Origin of the sequence: Maridesulfovibrio zosterae DSM 11974 (assembly GCF_000425265.1) — a bacterium.
Classification (GTDB): domain Bacteria; phylum Desulfobacterota; class Desulfovibrionia; order Desulfovibrionales; family Desulfovibrionaceae; genus Maridesulfovibrio; species Maridesulfovibrio zosterae.
Genome location: NZ_AUDC01000011.1, coordinates 464,007 through 479,974, shown reverse-complemented (window position 1 = coordinate 479,974; position 15,968 = coordinate 464,007). Strand labels below are relative to the sequence as shown.

Genomic DNA, 15,968 nt, shown 5'->3' with positions numbered 1-15,968 from the left:
ATAATTTACGCTTGAGTCGCGCAGATGGCAAGACGGTTACTTTTTAGTGCGTTCTCGATATTTTTCAAGCTTGGATTCAACTTCTTCCCAGCGTTCGAAAGTTGTTTCATGTTCTGCTTCTAATGCTTCGAGTTTGTTTTGAGTTTTGGACATTTCTTCCGCTGATTTTTTGTAAAATTCAGGGTCGGACATAAGTGTCTGAATTTCTTCTATTTCAGTCTCAAGTCTTTCAATCTTTACAGGTAATTCGAGGATTTCTACTTCACAAGACTCAAAGTCACGCTGTTCTTTGTAGCTTAGTTTTTCAGGGCGTTTTTCAGCGATTTCTTTCTGCGATTTTACTTTTGACTCTTTTGTCTTGGCTTCGGTTTCCAGTTGTGGACGTTGTCTTAGCCAGTCGTCGTAACCACCCACATACTCCCTTACAGTTGCATCACCTTCGAAGGCTATTGTTCCTGTCACGACATTATTCAGGAAGACACGATCATGACTGACAATAATTACTGTTCCGGGGTAATCCATAATCTTGTCTTCCAGTAGCTCAAGAGTTTCAGCATCTAGATCGTTGGTCGGTTCATCCATTATCAGCAGATTGGAAGGCCTGGTGAAAAGGCGCGCCAGTAAAAGACGGTTGCGCTCACCGCCGGAAAGAACACTGACCGGAGAATTTGCCCTGTCAGGTGCGAATAGAAAATCTTTCAGATAACCCATGATGTGTTTTGCACGCCCGTTGATGGTCACAGTGTCATTACCGTCAGCAACACTGTCCCGGACAGATTTATTAGGATCAAGCTGTTCACGGTGCTGGTCGAAATATGAAATTTCAAGCTTTGTTCCAAGTTTTACGCTTCCTGAATGGGCTTTTAATTTGCCTAGTAAAACTTGAATTAGTGTTGTTTTACCTGCACCATTCGGGCCTATGATACCAATGCGGTCTCCGCGCATGATGGATGTATTCAGGTTTTTAAAAACTGGTTTATCGTCCCATGAAAATGATGCGTTGACCGTTTCGGCAACAACTTTTCCTGAACGGGCTGCTTCCTGAATTTCGATGGTGGCTCGACCTGTACGTTCCCGTCTGGATTTACGTTCTTCGCGTAGTTTTTTCAGAGCACGAACCCTTCCTTCATTTCTTGTACGGCGGGCTTTGATACCCTGTCTGATCCAGACTTCCTCTCTGGCCAGTTTTTTATCAAATTCAGACCAGTTTTTTTCTTCAGCATCGAGCAGTTCTTCTTTGCGCTTTAGAAATGTATCGTAATCGCAGGCCCAATCCGCAACATTGCCGCGATCCAGTTCAATTATACGTGTCGCTATACGTCTTAGGAACATGCGGTCATGAGTGATGAAAATAAGTGTTTTAATGTTTTTAAGAATGAATTCTTCAAGCCATGCAATGGAGTCTATATCAAGATGGTTGGTCGGTTCGTCCAGAAGCAATACGTCCGGTTTACTTGCAAGCGCACGGGCAAGCAGGGCACGTCTTTTGAGTCCTCCGGAAAGGTTTTCAAAACGCATATCAGGAGTCAGGGACAGACGTGATATTACCATTTCAATAGTGGTAAGAGCTTCCCATCCTCCATGACTTTCCATGATTTCTTCTATCTCTGAAAGCCTGGCAACATCACCTCCTGAAGCAACTTCAAGGCTGACAGCGTGATATCTGTTTAATGCGTCGCCAAGTTTACCAAGCCCGCCTGCAACAATCTCGAAGATGGACCCTTCAAGAACTTCTGGGACTTTCTGGGACAGTCTTGCGACAGTCACTCCCTTCTGGTTTGCAATGTTGCCGCTATCGGGGACAAGGTCGCCGCTCATGAGGCGCAGCAGGGTGGATTTGCCTTCCCCGTTACGTCCAACAATACATATGCGTTGTCCTTCTTCCACCTGAAAGGATATTTCATCAAGCAGCAAAGGGCCGCCGAAAGACATGGAAACGTTATTTATGCTCATCAAAGCCATACGGTTAACTCCGTTCTATATTTGAATAAACTTTATTATATAAATGAAGACAGGTGTTATCTTATCTAATAGTATTTCGTAGTGAGGGCGGCAGTGTAGAATTTTGTTGTAAAAAAAGAAAGTCTATTAATCATGGTTAAAAAGGCAATTTGCAGTGCCATACAAGCTGTTGACGAAACTTGCAAGGTAGTGCAGATAAGCCCTATAAAGGTTTATACGTTTGATATAAGTAATTACAGACTAAGTATATATAAAATTTGAAGGCTGAAAGTAAATGAAAACTGGTGACAGGTTATTGGACATTTTTCAGGATGAAACATTAGAGCGGCTCGATAATATTGAAGACGGCCTGCTCAAGCTTGAGAATTGTGCCTCTGATTGTACTCCGGAATTGATTAATTCAATTTTCAGAGATGCTCATTCCATTAAAGCCGGATCCAATTTACTTAAGCTCGGTAAGATTGAAGAACTATCTCATAAATTGGAAAATGTTTTAGAGATGATCCGTTCTGAAGGATTGATTCCTACAGAACTTATTATAACTGCTTCTCTTGAGTCCGTTGATAAACTTCGTATTTTGTCTGAGGATTTGCTTAATAGTGATTCAAAGAGTATTCGGTTGCAGAAAACAATGCTTGAAGTTTCAGTGCAAAGAGCCCTTGCCGCTCAAGCTTGAGGAAGTCTTATAAGAATTGAAAACGGCTGCGCTTTGTAAGTGCAGCCGTTTTTTTGTCAGCTTAAATTTTTTCAACTATCTCTTTCGCCCACTCAGTTATAGCCGGCCTTTCTGGGTCCCCGTCAATTTTCAGGGAGTTCCCAATAATTACAGCACCCATCTTTTCTAGCTTTTCTTCAATAGCGTCTACAGCTCCGCAAAAATAAGTGTAATCTGAATCTCCGCATCCGAATACTCCGACTTTTTTATCCTTCAAGCCGGCATCTTCCAGAGAATCATAAAGCGGAATGAAATCATCTTGCAGTTCAATCTCTTCATCACCCCATGTAGAGCAACCGAAAAGTATAATGTCATAGCTTTGTTCCAGATCATTAATTTTAATTTCGGTTACGTTCTTAAGTTCAACATCCATGTCTTTCGAGGCCATCTCTTCAGCAATATATTCTGCAGCTGTTTCCGTATTTCCAGTGGTTGAACCATAGACGATTAATGACTTTGACATAAGTTTCTCCTTAAAAAATGATTAGTTTGTTCGCTTAACAGACGCAATATTGAAAATGAAAGTCAAAGTCAATAGGAAGATGTTAGAAGATTCATTAAGATTTAATTAAAATATTTTTAAATAGGTGGCTGAGTATTTACTGCATACTTAAGTGGTGTTATGCATTTGTCTGAGACTGATCTTATATCTCTTTTTTGCTCGTTTTTTTAAAGATTTGCAAAGAAATATATGAGTACTTGCCCTCCCCGGGTTAGGTAAAGGTCTTAAATTCATTTACAATTAAGATTGATTACGTGAGATGATAGAGTCTTTCGTATTTAGTGCAATTCTTTATTCTTCCGGCTGATTTTTTCTGCTACTGTCTGCATATTCTGATTAATTCAGAAATTTTATTGCAGCTATTCCGTATCTATCAAATTTCCGGCCGGGACTCTAAGACAACCTAAACATATTATGGAGGCCAGATTTATGGACGTTCAACTTGATGTTACCGGAATAGATTCATGGGGTTTCAAAAATGACGGACCGTTAATTATTGCAGGACCTTGTAGCGCTGAGTCCCGTGAGCAGCTTATGGATACAGCCAAAGGTATTGCCGATAAAGGGGTACATCTTTTGCGCGCCGGTATCTGGAAACCACGCACACGCCCTAACTGTTTTGAAGGTATGGGGGAAGAAGGTCTGAAGTGGTTGGTAGAAGCCAAAGAAGCTACTGGACTGCCCATTTCTTGTGAAACGGCCAATCCTGAACATGTTGAGCTTTGTCTAAAATACGGAGTGGATCTTATCTGGGTTGGTGCAAGAACAACAGTCAATCCTTTTGCTGTGCAGGCTCTCGCTGATGCACTAAAAGGGACTGATATTCCGGTGCTGGTTAAAAATCCCATTAATCCTGATGTTGAACTTTGGATAGGAGCTTTAGAGCGGCTTAATAAAGCCGGAGTTAAAAAACTCGGCGCTATCCATAGAGGTTTTTCTTCTGCGCGACCAACTGAATATCGTAATGCTCCAAACTGGAGAATTTTCATTGAACTGCGCCGTCGTTGTGAAGGTATGCCTATTATCTGTGATCCCAGTCATCTTTGCGGTAAGCGTGAACTCATTCCAGCAGTAGCGCAGAAAGCTTTAGATCTACTGTTTGATGGTCTTATGATTGAATCTCATATTAATCCTGACGTAGCCCTAAGTGACAGCAAACAGCAGTTTACACCTGAAGATTTAGGGAAAGTTCTTGATGGACTTGAAGCGCGCCATCCTGCTGCGGAAGATCAGGACTTTGTACACAGAGTCGAGAATAAGCGTCAGCGCCTTGAAGAAATTGATGATACCATTGTTGAGCTTCTTGCTGAACGTATGGCATTGGGACGTAAAATAGGGGAACTTAAAAAGATTCGTGGTATTGCTCTTCTTCAGCCTGCTCAGTGGAAAAAAACTGTTGAAAAACGTACTCGTGAAGGTGTTGCGCGTGGTATGGATGAACATTTTATGCTGCGTATTTTTCAGTATATTCATGAAGAATCTCTGCGTCAGCAGGAAAATGTGTTGGCCGGAGAAGACTAAATGCCAAGTGTTGACGTAGAATTACGGGGCGAGTTTGATAACTCTTACGAGATCACAGTTAACTACGACATTATGAATGAAGTTGTCAGTGATCTTTGTGCGCGTAAATTCGGCCATACTCCTGTTGTAATATGTGATGAAAATACTCGTGAGCTTTTCGGCCTTAACCTGGCCGATAAGCTCGCACTTAAAGATATTGACCCGCTGTTGCTTACTGTTCCTGCCGGCGAGCACAGCAAGTCTATTGATGTATTCGGTTCTCTGCTTGAAGCTATGCTTGAGGCTGGAATCACCCGTCAGGACGTGGTCGTAGCTCTCGGCGGTGGAGTTGTCGGAGATTTGTCCGGCTATGTTGCAGGAAGCTACATGCGTGGTATTAATTTTGTGCAGGTTCCGACAACATTGCTGTCTCAGGTTGATTCGTCTGTCGGTGGTAAGGTTGCTGTTAATATCAGTGGTGGCAAAAACTATTGTGGCATGTTTTATCAGCCCAAACGTGTCTATTCAGATATCTCCGCTCTTGATACTCTTCCTGAGCGTGAAATTCTCAGTGGACTTGGCGAAGTGGTTAAACATGGCTTTATATATGATAGAGAATTTGTCGAATTCCTGCATGATAATGCTGAAAAGATTCTCAGTCTTGATAAGACCGTCATGCCTAAAGTTGTAGCTAGATGTTGTGAAATCAAGGCTGATGTTGTGTCCCGCGATGAGAAGGAAGGTGGAGTACGCCGGATTCTTAATTACGGACATACTGTAGGACATGCTATTGAAACATTTGCCGGATACAAAATTTCCCATGGGGAATGTGTCGCTTATGGTATGAGAATTGTGGCTCGGGCTTGTAATAAAGCCGGAATGCTTTCAGATGAAGAGCTTAAGCTGCATGAATCCGTAATGGATAAACTTAATCTTGCCACAGGCTGTCTTGACATTGAGACGTCTCAGATCATGGAACTCATGAAAAGAGACAAGAAGGTTAAGCAGGGCGCAGTCGTTATTGTTGCTCTGGACAAGCTTGGTAATGCTGTTGTTAACGAAGATTTTCCTCTTGAGTTTATTGAGGCGGAATTGCTTGATTTTGAATAATGGCAATATTGATATCGTGTAACGATATATTTCTGCTATCGTTCTACTGACTTTAAAGGTGACAGGTTAAACGGATTCCGTTTGACCTGTCGCTTTTTTTGAATTTCTATTGAGCATTAATAACACGGAGTGAAAATGCATAAGATATCTACAAAATTAGTTAATGGCGGTAATGATGCGGCAATGCAGCAGATCAATACTATCAACCCTCCTTTGCATCGGGCTTCTACTGTATTGTTCGATTCTTATTCGGATATGCTTAAAGCTAATTGCGGACAGTTCGAAGGGATAGAGTACGGGACATCCGGTCTGGCTGCACAAAAGGCTTTTGAGTCTGCTATGGTGGAGCTTGACGGTTCATACGGCTGCAAAGCATTTCAGTCAGGCATCAGTGCTATTGCCATGGTATTGATGGCTTTTACTCGTCAGGGCGATCATATTCTTATTTGTGATAATGTTTATGGCCCTACCCGCCATTTTTGTGATGGTTTTTTATCCAAATATGGCGTGAAGACTGACTATCTGCCTTCCAGCGCCGGAGCTGATGTTATTGATTTCATCAGAGATGAAACTAAACTTATTTTTATGGAATCTCCTGGTTCAAATACTTTTGAAATCCAAGATGTTCCGGCTATAACTTCTATCTGCAGGGAAAAAGGCGTTGTTTCTGTAATTGATAACACATGGGCAACTCCACTCTATATGAATCCTTTTGAGCTTGGCGTAGATATTTCGATTCAGTCTGCAACAAAGTATATTACAGGTCACTCAGATATCTTGCTGGGAACTGTATCTACAAATGAAAGGTATTGGGAAACCTTTAAAAAATGTTGCGGTCTGTTCGAGGCATTTGCGCCGCAGGAAGATTGTTATCAGGCGTTGCGGGGATTGCGTACACTTGCAGTGCGGTTAAAGCATCATGAACTTGCTGCTCTTGATGTGGCAACGTGGCTTTCTGAACATGATATGGTTGATGCTGTTATACATCCTGCTCTTGCAAACCATCCACAGCATGAGCTTTGGAAAAGAGATTTCAAGGGCTCCAGCGGTTTATTTGGATTTACTCTTAAAGAGGAATTTGAAGATATGGATCATTCGCTCTTTGTGGATAATCTTGGGCTGTTCGGGTTAGGTTATAGCTGGGGTGGCTACAAAAGTCTGATCACAGGTGGAAAATTCATGAGGACTAATCATTTCGGATACGAAGGTAAGACCATATTCAGATTGAATATAGGAATGGAAGACGTTGATGATTTGAAACAGGATTTGAGTAAGTCTCTTCAGAAATTAAAAAAGTAATAGTATTATTGAAAATATGCAGATTTCACATAACTTTTTAAAATGTTGTGTGAGTGTCACGGGGTCTCTTTTAAAAAGGGGCCTTCGTGACTTGCGCCATTGTTAGTCATACTCAGATAAAAATATCTGCTGGGCCTTGGCTGCCTGCAAATATATTTGTTGAAATTCAGGTATTCCTATTTCCTCAGCCCAGTGCAGATATATGGATTTAAGAAAATTTTTGCGTAGCATGGGGGCCGCGTTGAGACGGTTCTGGATTGCTTTTTCTACGTTCATTTCACATATAATATTGTGTAGTGTTTCGGCGCGATGAATTATTCTATGTGAGCTTTCGATCAGCTCGTTTCCAGTCTTGGCAATTTGCTTCCTTAATGAATCTTTTTTCAGAAGAACGTTCAATTTTTCTACTAAGTCATCGGCATTGTCAGCTTCATACGAGACAAGATGTCTGCCGTCTTCAAAAATATCGAAAAGGCCTTGCTCGATTTTAGGAGTCAGTAAGCATGCTCCGCAGGCCAAGGCTTCAAAGACTCTGAAATTAAGGTCGCCGCGTTCAGCTATATTGAGGACAACCCGTGCTCTTGGAAAAAGTTTACGATATTCTCCCTGTGTTACATGTAATCCGGGCACTCGCATAGCAACTTTATCAAGAAATTTCATGCGTGCAGGAGTAAGCACTGGGTCCACCTTACCTACAAATAGTAAGTCCCACTCTTTTTCCATTTCAAGCGGAACATCTGCATCCATGACTATTGGTGGAAACCAGACCAGTCTTGATTCTTTAAGTCTGGGCTTGAAACGTTCAAGGTGATCTTTGAGACTGACAAGGCAGATATCGAATCCCTGGGCGTAGAGTGGATACCAACTATGAATATGGGTATCGATGCAGTGGAAAATAGTCAGACATGGATATGATTCTACTCCTGCCAGAGGAGGGGCAATGGATCGATCTGCGTAAACCACGGCAAAGGGTTCATCCCCTGTCTTTTCGAGAATGTCCTGCCAAGTAAATACCTGTTGTCCGCAGATGGGAATGTGAATGGTTTTATAGCCAAGTTCGTCCATGCCGGTACGGAAGAAAGTGTTACCTATCCACGCGATTGTTTTTGCTGCTTTGTTCATCTCTTGTATGAAGATAACAATTAATTAAATAAATTTAAAGCAGGACGTTTGGGTTGTACCTGGGTAAGTTATTGCAGTTGGTTATGTTTGATCATGGAGCGGATTGTCAGTTCATCAAGATCAAGTGGAGGAGTAAACTTAAAACCGCAAATGTTGTTTTCTTTCCATACTGCGACCACGTTCTGGCTGCTGAGAAAACCTATGTTATCATTAAAAATGCAGCCACGTATAAAGAGTTTGTCTTGCGGGCTGATTTTGCTTTGGTCTTCCGACCCGTTGATACTTATGCGCATACCTACAGGTGAAATATCAAGTATTGTTATGTCTATATCGCCTTTTTCAGATGATACATAAATGTCACACTGTCGGAAAAAATTTTCAATTTTTGAAAGTTTTATTCTGTTTGTTTTTCTTCTATCAAATAGTGTATTCATGAATTTCTCCATCGGGAGCAAACAGTAATTGCGAAAATAGATCAAGTGAATTATTTTTATTTTGCTTGATCAGGCCTCTTTTAACTCTTGGCTAAAGACGTTAAACGGGTTAAGTTATTAGAATCTAGGTAATAGTGATATAATATTTGATGCATATCTATATTTAAGGTGTTGTGTAAAATAAATTTGGGGGATTGTGGTGAGGAAGTTATTGGTAATTTTTATTTTGGCAGGGATGATGCTCTCCGGCTGTGTCTATGTTGATATGGATGTAGAAAATTCCCCGGCACCTGGGCTCGACTTCAGCAAGTTCAAGACTTTTGCTTTTAAAAAGAAAAGTGAGTCACGCAAAGAACTCGAATCTGGCCTTCTCGGTACAGCAAAAGCAGAGCTGGAAGCTAAAGGATTCAGGTATGATCCCAATTCCCCTGATTTTCTGGTGCTGGTTAATTTCGGTTCAAAGTCGTTTATTGAGCGCGGAGTAACCTATAAAAGAGATGCATTTGAATATAATTTTATCAGCAAGACCAATACAAACGTAGGAGCTGTAAAGGATTCAGATGTAAATCGTCAGGATAATACTGTTCGTATTTATTTAATGACCCCTGAAAATGAAGGTGAAAAGACTTTTCTCTGGCGTGGAAAAGCTTCCAGTGTCGATTTTGAAGGAGTGGGCATTGTTGGAAAGTGTCTTGTTAAAGGAGCTCTTCTAAAGTTCCCTGCAGCAGAAGGAACTTTTCATGAAAAGATGAATGTGAGAGATTGCAAATAATATTTTCTTATTAAGTTGACGTAAAGCCTTCGGAAGTAATTCCGGAGGCTTTTTTTTTGGGGATTAATATAAAATTACATACCTGCTTGACATCCATAAAATTTATTGGCAGTTTTTAATAACTATATAACAATATTTTTATATACGTAAGTAGTTGTAAATTCCTCAGGAAACGGAAAACGGTGTGAATCCGTTGCAGGTGCGCTGCTGTAACCGGAGTTATGAATTTAAAAATGGTAAAAATTCACTGGTCAAACGGGAAGAATTTATACCATGCGTCAAATGTATCCGGAAGCCAGAAGACGTCCTGTGGAAATGGTGCTGAACTTCGCAAACAAGGTCAGAAGCGAATAAAATTATTCGCGCCGCAAGGTACACTTTAAAATGGAGAACACTATGCAGACGCACACACTTGGTTACCCAAGAATAGGTAGTAATCGTGAATTAAAACAAAAACTGGAAGCATACTGGCGAGGTGATGTCTCAGCAGATGATCTCGCGATAACTGCTCAAAAAATCAGACTCAATCATTGGAATATTCAGGCTGGAGCTGGAGTCGACCTGCTACCTGTCGGAGATTTTTCATATTATGATCATATGCTCGATAATGCTGTAAGATTCGGCGCTATTCCAGAAAGGTATAATGTTGAAAACGGTCAGGCCTCCCTTGATGACTATTTCAGAATGGCCAGAGGTGAAGCTGGGGAAAACGGAATTCCTGCAATGGAAATGACTAAGTGGTTTGATACAAATTACCACTACATAGTTCCCGAATTTAAAAAGGATCAAAGTTTCAGGTTGGCTGATGACTCACTTATCAGGCAGGTCGAAGAAGCTGCTTTTGCGGGACATAAAGTTAAGGCCGTGCTTCCCGGGCCTTTGACTTTTTTAATGCTAGGAAAGTGCGCCGACGAGCAGTTTGACAAGTTGAACCTGCTTCAAAATTTAATTCCGGCTTACGTTGAGCTTATCGAAAAGCTGTCTGGTAAATGTAGCTGGATTCAATTCGATGAACCTGTTCTTGCTCTTGATCTTGATGAAGAAGTTAAGAGACTTTTTGGGCCTGTTTACAGGACTTTTAAGGAAGCGTCATCAAATCTGAGGATTTTGGTTGCCACGTATTTTGGTGGACTTGGCAATAATCTTGATGTTGCTGCTCATTTACCTGTTGATGGATTGCATGTCGATTTAGTTAGAGGGTATCAGGATCTTGGGCTTTTGCTTAAAACGATCAACTCCGATTTAAGTCTTTCACTTGGAGTCGTGGATGGCAGAAATATCTGGCGGGCTGATCTTGAGAAGGCAATTTCCACTGTGAAATCTGCTTGCAGTGTACTTGGCAGTGACAGGGTTTTTGTTGCTCCTTCGTGCTCACTCCTTCATGTGCCTTTTGATCTGGATCTTGAAACAAAACTTGATGATGAGATTAAGTCGTGGATGGCCTTTGCAAAGCAGAAGTGTTCAGAAGTAAGAATTATTGCAGATGCTGTTAGTGGGCTTGATGTTAGCACAGAACTTGCGGAAAATAGGGCTGCTTTTGAATCTCGTAAGAATAGCAGCAGGGTCCACAATTTAAAAGTGTCGCAACAACTTGCAGGTCTTAAACCTGAAGATTTTCATAGAAAATCTTCTTACCCTGTCCGTGCAGAAATTCAGCATACCTCACTGGGATTTCCATTACTCCCAACAACCACAATAGGTTCTTTTCCACAGACTTCTGAAGTTCGTGCAAAACGAAGTGCTTATAGGAATAATCGAATTGATCAGCCAGAATATAAAGCCGCCATGTACAAATATATTGAAGACTGCATTCGTCGTCAGGAAGATATGGGCTTAGATGTTCTGGTTCATGGTGAACCTGAGCGTAATGACATGGTAGAATATTTTGGAGAAAATTTTGAAGGATATTGTTTCACTTCTAATGGATGGGTACAGAGCTACGGATCTAGATGCGTAAAGCCTCCAATTATATTTGGAGACATTTCACGACCTGTCCCTATTACTTTAGATTGGATTAACTATGCTCAGTCTCTTTCAGATAAAGAAGTTAAAGGGATGCTTACCGGACCTGTAACAATACTTTGTTGGAGTTTTGTGCGTGATGATCAGCCTCGCAGTGAAACATGCCGTCAGATTGCTCTTGCTGTACGTGATGAAGTGGCTGACCTCGAAAAAAGCGGGGTTAAAGTTATTCAGATTGATGAACCTGCTTTGCGCGAAGGACTTCCACTGAGGAAATCCGAGCAGAAAGAATATTTGAGATGGGCAGAAGAGGCTTTTCGCCTTTCATCGTCCTGCGTTAAAGATGAGACTCAGATACATACCCACATGTGCTACTGCGAGTTTGATGAGATCATCGATTCAATAGCGGCACTCGATGCTGATGTTATCAGTATCGAAGCCAGCCGTAGCCGTATGGAACTCCTCGGCAGTTTTGAGCAGTTCAGTTATCCAAATGAAATAGGACCGGGAGTTTATGATATCCATAGCCCTTCAATACCTGCGCAAGCTGACATGGAATTACTCCTTGAAAAGGCTTTGAAAGTAATTCCTGCTGAGCGTCTCTGGGTAAATCCTGATTGCGGATTGAAAACGCGTAAGTGGGACGAAGTGGAGCCTGCACTAAAAAATATGGTTCAGGCAGCAATTAACGTTCGCAAAAGATTGAATTAATTAAAATAAAAGTTTTTTTCGGGGCACATGTTTGTGTCCCGAAAAAAACTTTAAAATAATGGAGAAGAAAAATGCAAGTTGCAAAAAGTATTAGTGAGTCAGGTCAGTTTTTTTCATTTGAATTCTTTCCACCAAAAGATAAAGCAACTTGGCCAGTTTTTATGGAAAAAGCGCAAAGATTGACTGACTTGAATCCTCTTTTTGCTTCAGTAACTTACGGTGCTGGGGGAACAAGTCATGAAAATTCTTTAGAGGTCTGTTCCGCTATTAAAAAAGACATGGGAGTTAATATTCTTGCCCATCTAACCTGCGCTGGAGCAAGTGAGAATTCGATTGATGATTTTGTAGGTCAGCTCAGTCAGATTGGAGTTACTGACATTTTAGCTCTCGGTGGAGACGGCCTGGCTGAATCTAATGTTAAGAGCCGTTTTTTTCATGCCGTTGACCTTGTAGAATATGTAGATGAAAAATTTTCTGAAGTTGGAATCGGTGTTGCCGGATATCCCGGCGGGCATCCTGATTGTCCGTCTATAGTCAGGGATATAAAATTTCATAATGACAAGCTTGCTGGCGGTGCCGACTTTACAATAACTCAACTTTTTTTTGATAATAGACAGTTCTTTGATTATACACAGCGCGTAGCAGCTCTTGGTGTAGAACGTCCTGTGATTCCGGGGGTTTTACCAATACAATCGCTGGCTTCATTGCGCAGAATTATGTCATTGTGCGGAGCAGCTATACCCGGAGATCTTTATTGCGGAGTTGAAAAGGCTTTTAAAGATGGTGGTGATGCGGCTGTTATGGATTTTGGGTTTGAATTCGCTCGCAAGCAAATAGCTGGCCTGCTTGATGGAGGAGCTCCGGGAGTGCATATTTATACGCTTAACCGGGCAGCAATGTGTGAAAAACTGATTGCGACTTTAAAAGCGGATGGATATTTTAACTAAGTTTTTTATCTGACTGTATTGTTAATGCAAAAATCCCCCACCAATTTAAAGTTTGGCGGGGGATTTTTATATTTGGAGGAATAATCTTAAAGGAAACCTTTGAACGTTTCAGCAATTTGCGCTGCGCTCTTTACCCGCTCGGGGCCATGTTCAATGATGAAAGGAAGAATTTTGTCTGAATAGTTACCAAGACCTGACAAAAGGGTCTCACTTATTCCTTTGGAGGAGGGAGAGGCTATAAAATCTTTAATTTCAGTATACAATGTTTTAGCTTCCGAGACGGAGTTGTTACCGGATGTGTATGCAGTTGAGGCGTGGTTATATACTTTTTTAGCTTTATCAATGCTGTTCGGGTCAGTAATAATTTTGGTCAGTTTTGAAGTCAGTGTAGAGTCTGTTGTTGCAGAGTCCATACTTTCAGAAAAAGCAACCATTTTGAAAAGTTTGCTGAAACCTGATTCTGAGTTGATAGAGTCAAGTTTTCCAGCAACGCTGGAGCTTTCACCTGGGCTTATGAGGCTCATGGTGGCCGTTTGTGCATCAACAAGGTTTTCTGTGGAATCAGAAAAGCCTGTATAGACATTTTTTGCACGGGTCAGCAAAGTTGTTCCTTCTGCTGCACTTTTAGCTGTCTCTGCAGAGGAGGTGAGGTCATTGAAGCTGAATGCTTGTGCGGGAGTCAGTTGGATAAGTATGCAGGATAGGGCCAGCAAACATATTGTCAGGGAATGTGATAATTTTGAGTAACTCATTTTTGAATGCTCCATTTTTTTTAGTTAGTATTAAACTATACGGAAAAGTTTTCTTTTTAGCTATTAGAAAACATAGTGTCTGCTATCCTATGCTAACTGGAGAAATATTTCATATGATTTATGACAATTTACTTTTTCAATGTTTTCGAATTTGAAGGAGTATGGCTTAAAATTTTGTCGTTACAGCTGGGCAAAACTTTGAACAGCTGGAAGGAAATGGCTGAATGTTAAAAATAAAAAAGCCGCAACTATTGTTGCGGCTTTTTTATTTGAAAAATGGTGCCGAAGAGAAGACTCGAACTTCCACGGGGGAACCCCCACTAGACCCTGAACCTAGCGTGTCTACCAATTCCACCACTTCGGCACTGCGAGAATGTATCTATAAAGATAGTCAGGAAATTGCAAGCTGTTTTTAATAAAAAAACTCATTTTCTTAATAAAATGTATAGCTCTCAAAAATTTACCGCCCGCAATTCTGTCCCTGTGGTGGCTTGAATTGCGGGCGGTTCTAGGTAGGTATAATGGCTTTTATCAGTGTTTATTTTCTAAAATCTATCGGCACATAGTTTCTAGGAGTTTCTCCTGTGTAGATCTGTCTGGGACGATTGATTCTGGTTGTGGGGTTACAGAAATCTTCATACCAATGTGCGATCCAGCCGGGCATCCGGCCGATAGCGAACATTACCGGGAACATTGCAACCGGAATTCCCAGAGCCCGTAGAATTATTCCGGAGTAAAAATCAACGTTGGGATAAAGTTTTCTTTCAGTAAAGTAATCGTCGGAAAGAGCCCTTTCTTCGAGTTTCATAGCAATATCGAGTAATTCATCATTAAAACCCTGTTCAAGTAAATCGTGAGTTGCTTTTTTAAGGATGCGGGCACGCGGGTCAAAGCTTTTATATATGCGATGCCCAAAGCCCATGAGGCGGCATTCTTTGTTTTTAACTTTTTCGATATACTCTTCAATTGTGTAATTGCCATCTTTGATATTCTCCAGCATATCGATAACTGCTGCGTTAGCTCCGCCGTGGAGTCTTCCCCAGAGGGCGCATATTCCAGATGATACAGATGCAAAAATATTTGCCTGTGTGGAGCCAACCATTCTTACAGTAGAAGTTGAACAGTTCTGTTCATGGTCTGCGTGGAGCTGGAAAATAAGCGAAAGAGCTTTTACTGCTTCCTCCGGTGGATCGTACTGCTTGTATGGAATGGAAAACATCATGTGTAGGAAATTGTGGCAGTAACTTAGATCCGGGTCGGGGTAGACAAAAGGTCTACCTATGGATTTGCGGTACGAAAATGCTGAAATAGTTCTTACTTTAGAGATAATTTTCCCCACAGCAAGAAAGAATTCGGACTTGTTGTTTATGTCATAAAGATCAGGGTGATAGCTTCCAAGTGCATTAATAACAGCAGACAAAATAGCCATAGGCTGATTCTTGTGAGACGGAAAGCCTTCAAAGTGATGATGCAGGTCTTCGTGAATCAGTTCTTCTGCTGTGAGCAGGGCACTGAATCTAGCGAGGTCTTCTTTGAGTGGCAGTTCTCCAAAAATGAGCAGCCATGCTGTTTCAATGAACTTACCATGTTCAGCAAGATCTTCAATAGGGTAGCCGCGATAACGGAGGATTCCATTTTCACCGTCAACAAAAGTGATATTGCTGGTGCAGGAGCCTGTATTACCATATCCGGGATCGAAAGTTATGAGTCCGCTTTGCGCTCGAAGATTTCTTATATCAATGCCTATTTCGCCTTCTGAACCTTTGATCACTGGCAGTTCATACTCTTTACCATCGTATTTAAGTGTGGCTTTTTCTTGATCATTCATAATGAATCTCCTCCGGTTAGTAGGTCGGCGCGCTTGTTAGTGTGTCCTGTTTTTATGCAAAATTACGCAACAAAAAACGGTTCTTGCGTATTAGTATTACGCAGACTCGCATTATGCCGGTTCTTGCGGTCCGGTTTCAAGGTTCTGTTGCCTTGATATGGTCCGGATATGTAAGCGGGCAAAAATGTGGCTAATATTGACTGGATTTATTCTCTCAGTGTCTGACGAGTGTTTCCAGTGTAAAAGTTATCTGGCTGAATGCTGGGTAAGTTGCAGGATACAACCTCCCGATGTTGTAAATACTCTTATGCAAAATCTTCAAAAAAGTCCAGTCCGACCATATGAATAATCA

General features: G+C 41.4%; 13 protein-coding genes, 1 tRNA gene and 1 riboswitch. Of the genes, 7 read left to right on the top strand and 7 right to left on the bottom strand.

Annotated features, from left to right (window positions below; translation table 11 throughout):
• Positions 1 to 36: 36 nt before the first annotated feature.
• Positions 37 to 1,962 (bottom strand): ATP-binding cassette domain-containing protein, encoded by a 1,926-nt coding sequence (locus H589_RS0106435; RefSeq protein WP_027721260.1) that lies wholly within the window; start codon positions 1,960 to 1,962, stop codon positions 37 to 39.
• A 274-nt stretch (positions 1,963 to 2,236) separates the two neighbouring features.
• On the opposite strand from H589_RS0106435, the gene H589_RS0106430 reads away from it, so the two are divergent.
• Positions 2,237 to 2,638, top strand: coding sequence for an Hpt domain-containing protein (locus H589_RS0106430; protein WP_027721259.1), 402 nt, complete (start codon positions 2,237 to 2,239; stop codon positions 2,636 to 2,638).
• Between the two features lie 61 nt (positions 2,639 to 2,699).
• Here H589_RS0106430 and H589_RS0106425 read toward each other — a convergent pair whose 3' ends face one another.
• On the bottom strand, positions 2,700 to 3,140 hold the full coding sequence (locus H589_RS0106425; protein WP_027721258.1) for a flavodoxin: 441 nt from the start codon (positions 3,138 to 3,140) through the stop codon (positions 2,700 to 2,702).
• Positions 3,141 to 3,608: 468 nt separating this feature from the next.
• Between H589_RS0106425 and H589_RS0106420 the strand changes: the two genes are divergently transcribed.
• From H589_RS0106420 to metC, 3 genes are all read left to right on the top strand, one after another.
• The gene (locus tag H589_RS0106420) at positions 3,609 to 4,700 is read left to right on the top strand and encodes a bifunctional 3-deoxy-7-phosphoheptulonate synthase/chorismate mutase type II (protein WP_027721257.1); all 1,092 of its coding nucleotides are present in this window, start codon (positions 3,609 to 3,611) and stop codon (positions 4,698 to 4,700) included.
• The gene (gene aroB, locus H589_RS0106415; RefSeq protein WP_027721256.1) at positions 4,701 to 5,789 is read left to right on the top strand and encodes a 3-dehydroquinate synthase; all 1,089 of its coding nucleotides are present in this window, start codon (positions 4,701 to 4,703) and stop codon (positions 5,787 to 5,789) included.
• A 135-nt stretch (positions 5,790 to 5,924) separates the two neighbouring features.
• The gene (metC, locus tag H589_RS0106410) at positions 5,925 to 7,088 is read left to right on the top strand and encodes a cystathionine beta-lyase (protein ID WP_027721255.1); all 1,164 of its coding nucleotides are present in this window, start codon (positions 5,925 to 5,927) and stop codon (positions 7,086 to 7,088) included.
• Positions 7,089 to 7,190: 102 nt separating this feature from the next.
• Here metC and H589_RS0106405 read toward each other — a convergent pair whose 3' ends face one another.
• Positions 7,191 to 8,210 (bottom strand): glycosyltransferase family protein, encoded by a 1,020-nt coding sequence (locus tag H589_RS0106405; protein WP_035075208.1) that lies wholly within the window; start codon positions 8,208 to 8,210, stop codon positions 7,191 to 7,193.
• A gap of 68 nt (positions 8,211 to 8,278) precedes the next feature.
• Positions 8,279 to 8,644 (bottom strand): pilus assembly protein PilZ, encoded by a 366-nt coding sequence (locus H589_RS0106400; RefSeq protein WP_027721253.1) that lies wholly within the window; start codon positions 8,642 to 8,644, stop codon positions 8,279 to 8,281.
• 199 nt (positions 8,645 to 8,843) lie between these two features.
• On the opposite strand from H589_RS0106400, the gene H589_RS0106395 reads away from it, so the two are divergent.
• The 3 genes from H589_RS0106395 (at position 8,844) to H589_RS0106380 (ending at position 13,036) form a co-directional block, all read left to right on the top strand.
• Entirely contained in the window at positions 8,844 to 9,416 is a 573-nt protein-coding gene (locus H589_RS0106395) for a DUF4136 domain-containing protein (protein ID WP_027721252.1), read from the top strand.
• Positions 9,417 to 9,546: 130 nt separating this feature from the next.
• Positions 9,547 to 9,742: riboswitch (cobalamin riboswitch) on the top strand.
• Positions 9,743 to 9,812: 70 nt separating this feature from the next.
• Entirely contained in the window at positions 9,813 to 12,089 is a 2,277-nt protein-coding gene (gene metE / locus H589_RS0106385) for a 5-methyltetrahydropteroyltriglutamate--homocysteine S-methyltransferase (protein WP_027721251.1), read from the top strand.
• A 71-nt stretch (positions 12,090 to 12,160) separates the two neighbouring features.
• Positions 12,161 to 13,036, top strand: coding sequence for a methylenetetrahydrofolate reductase (locus tag H589_RS0106380; protein ID WP_027721250.1), 876 nt, complete (start codon positions 12,161 to 12,163; stop codon positions 13,034 to 13,036).
• 86 nt (positions 13,037 to 13,122) lie between these two features.
• Here the strand turns inward: H589_RS0106380 and H589_RS0106375 are convergent, their stop codons facing one another.
• The 3 genes from H589_RS0106375 to H589_RS0106360 form a co-directional block, all read right to left on the bottom strand.
• A complete protein-coding gene (locus tag H589_RS0106375) occupies positions 13,123 to 13,788 on the bottom strand; it encodes a hypothetical protein (protein WP_027721249.1) in 666 nt (221 codons plus the stop codon).
• Between the two features lie 277 nt (positions 13,789 to 14,065).
• Positions 14,066 to 14,152 (bottom strand) — tRNA-Leu (locus tag H589_RS0106365).
• A 174-nt stretch (positions 14,153 to 14,326) separates the two neighbouring features.
• Positions 14,327 to 15,616: a citrate synthase gene (locus tag H589_RS0106360; protein ID WP_027721248.1), complete on the bottom strand. Its 1,290-nt coding sequence runs from the start codon at positions 15,614 to 15,616 to the stop codon at positions 14,327 to 14,329.
• Positions 15,617 to 15,968 lie beyond the last annotated feature (352 nt).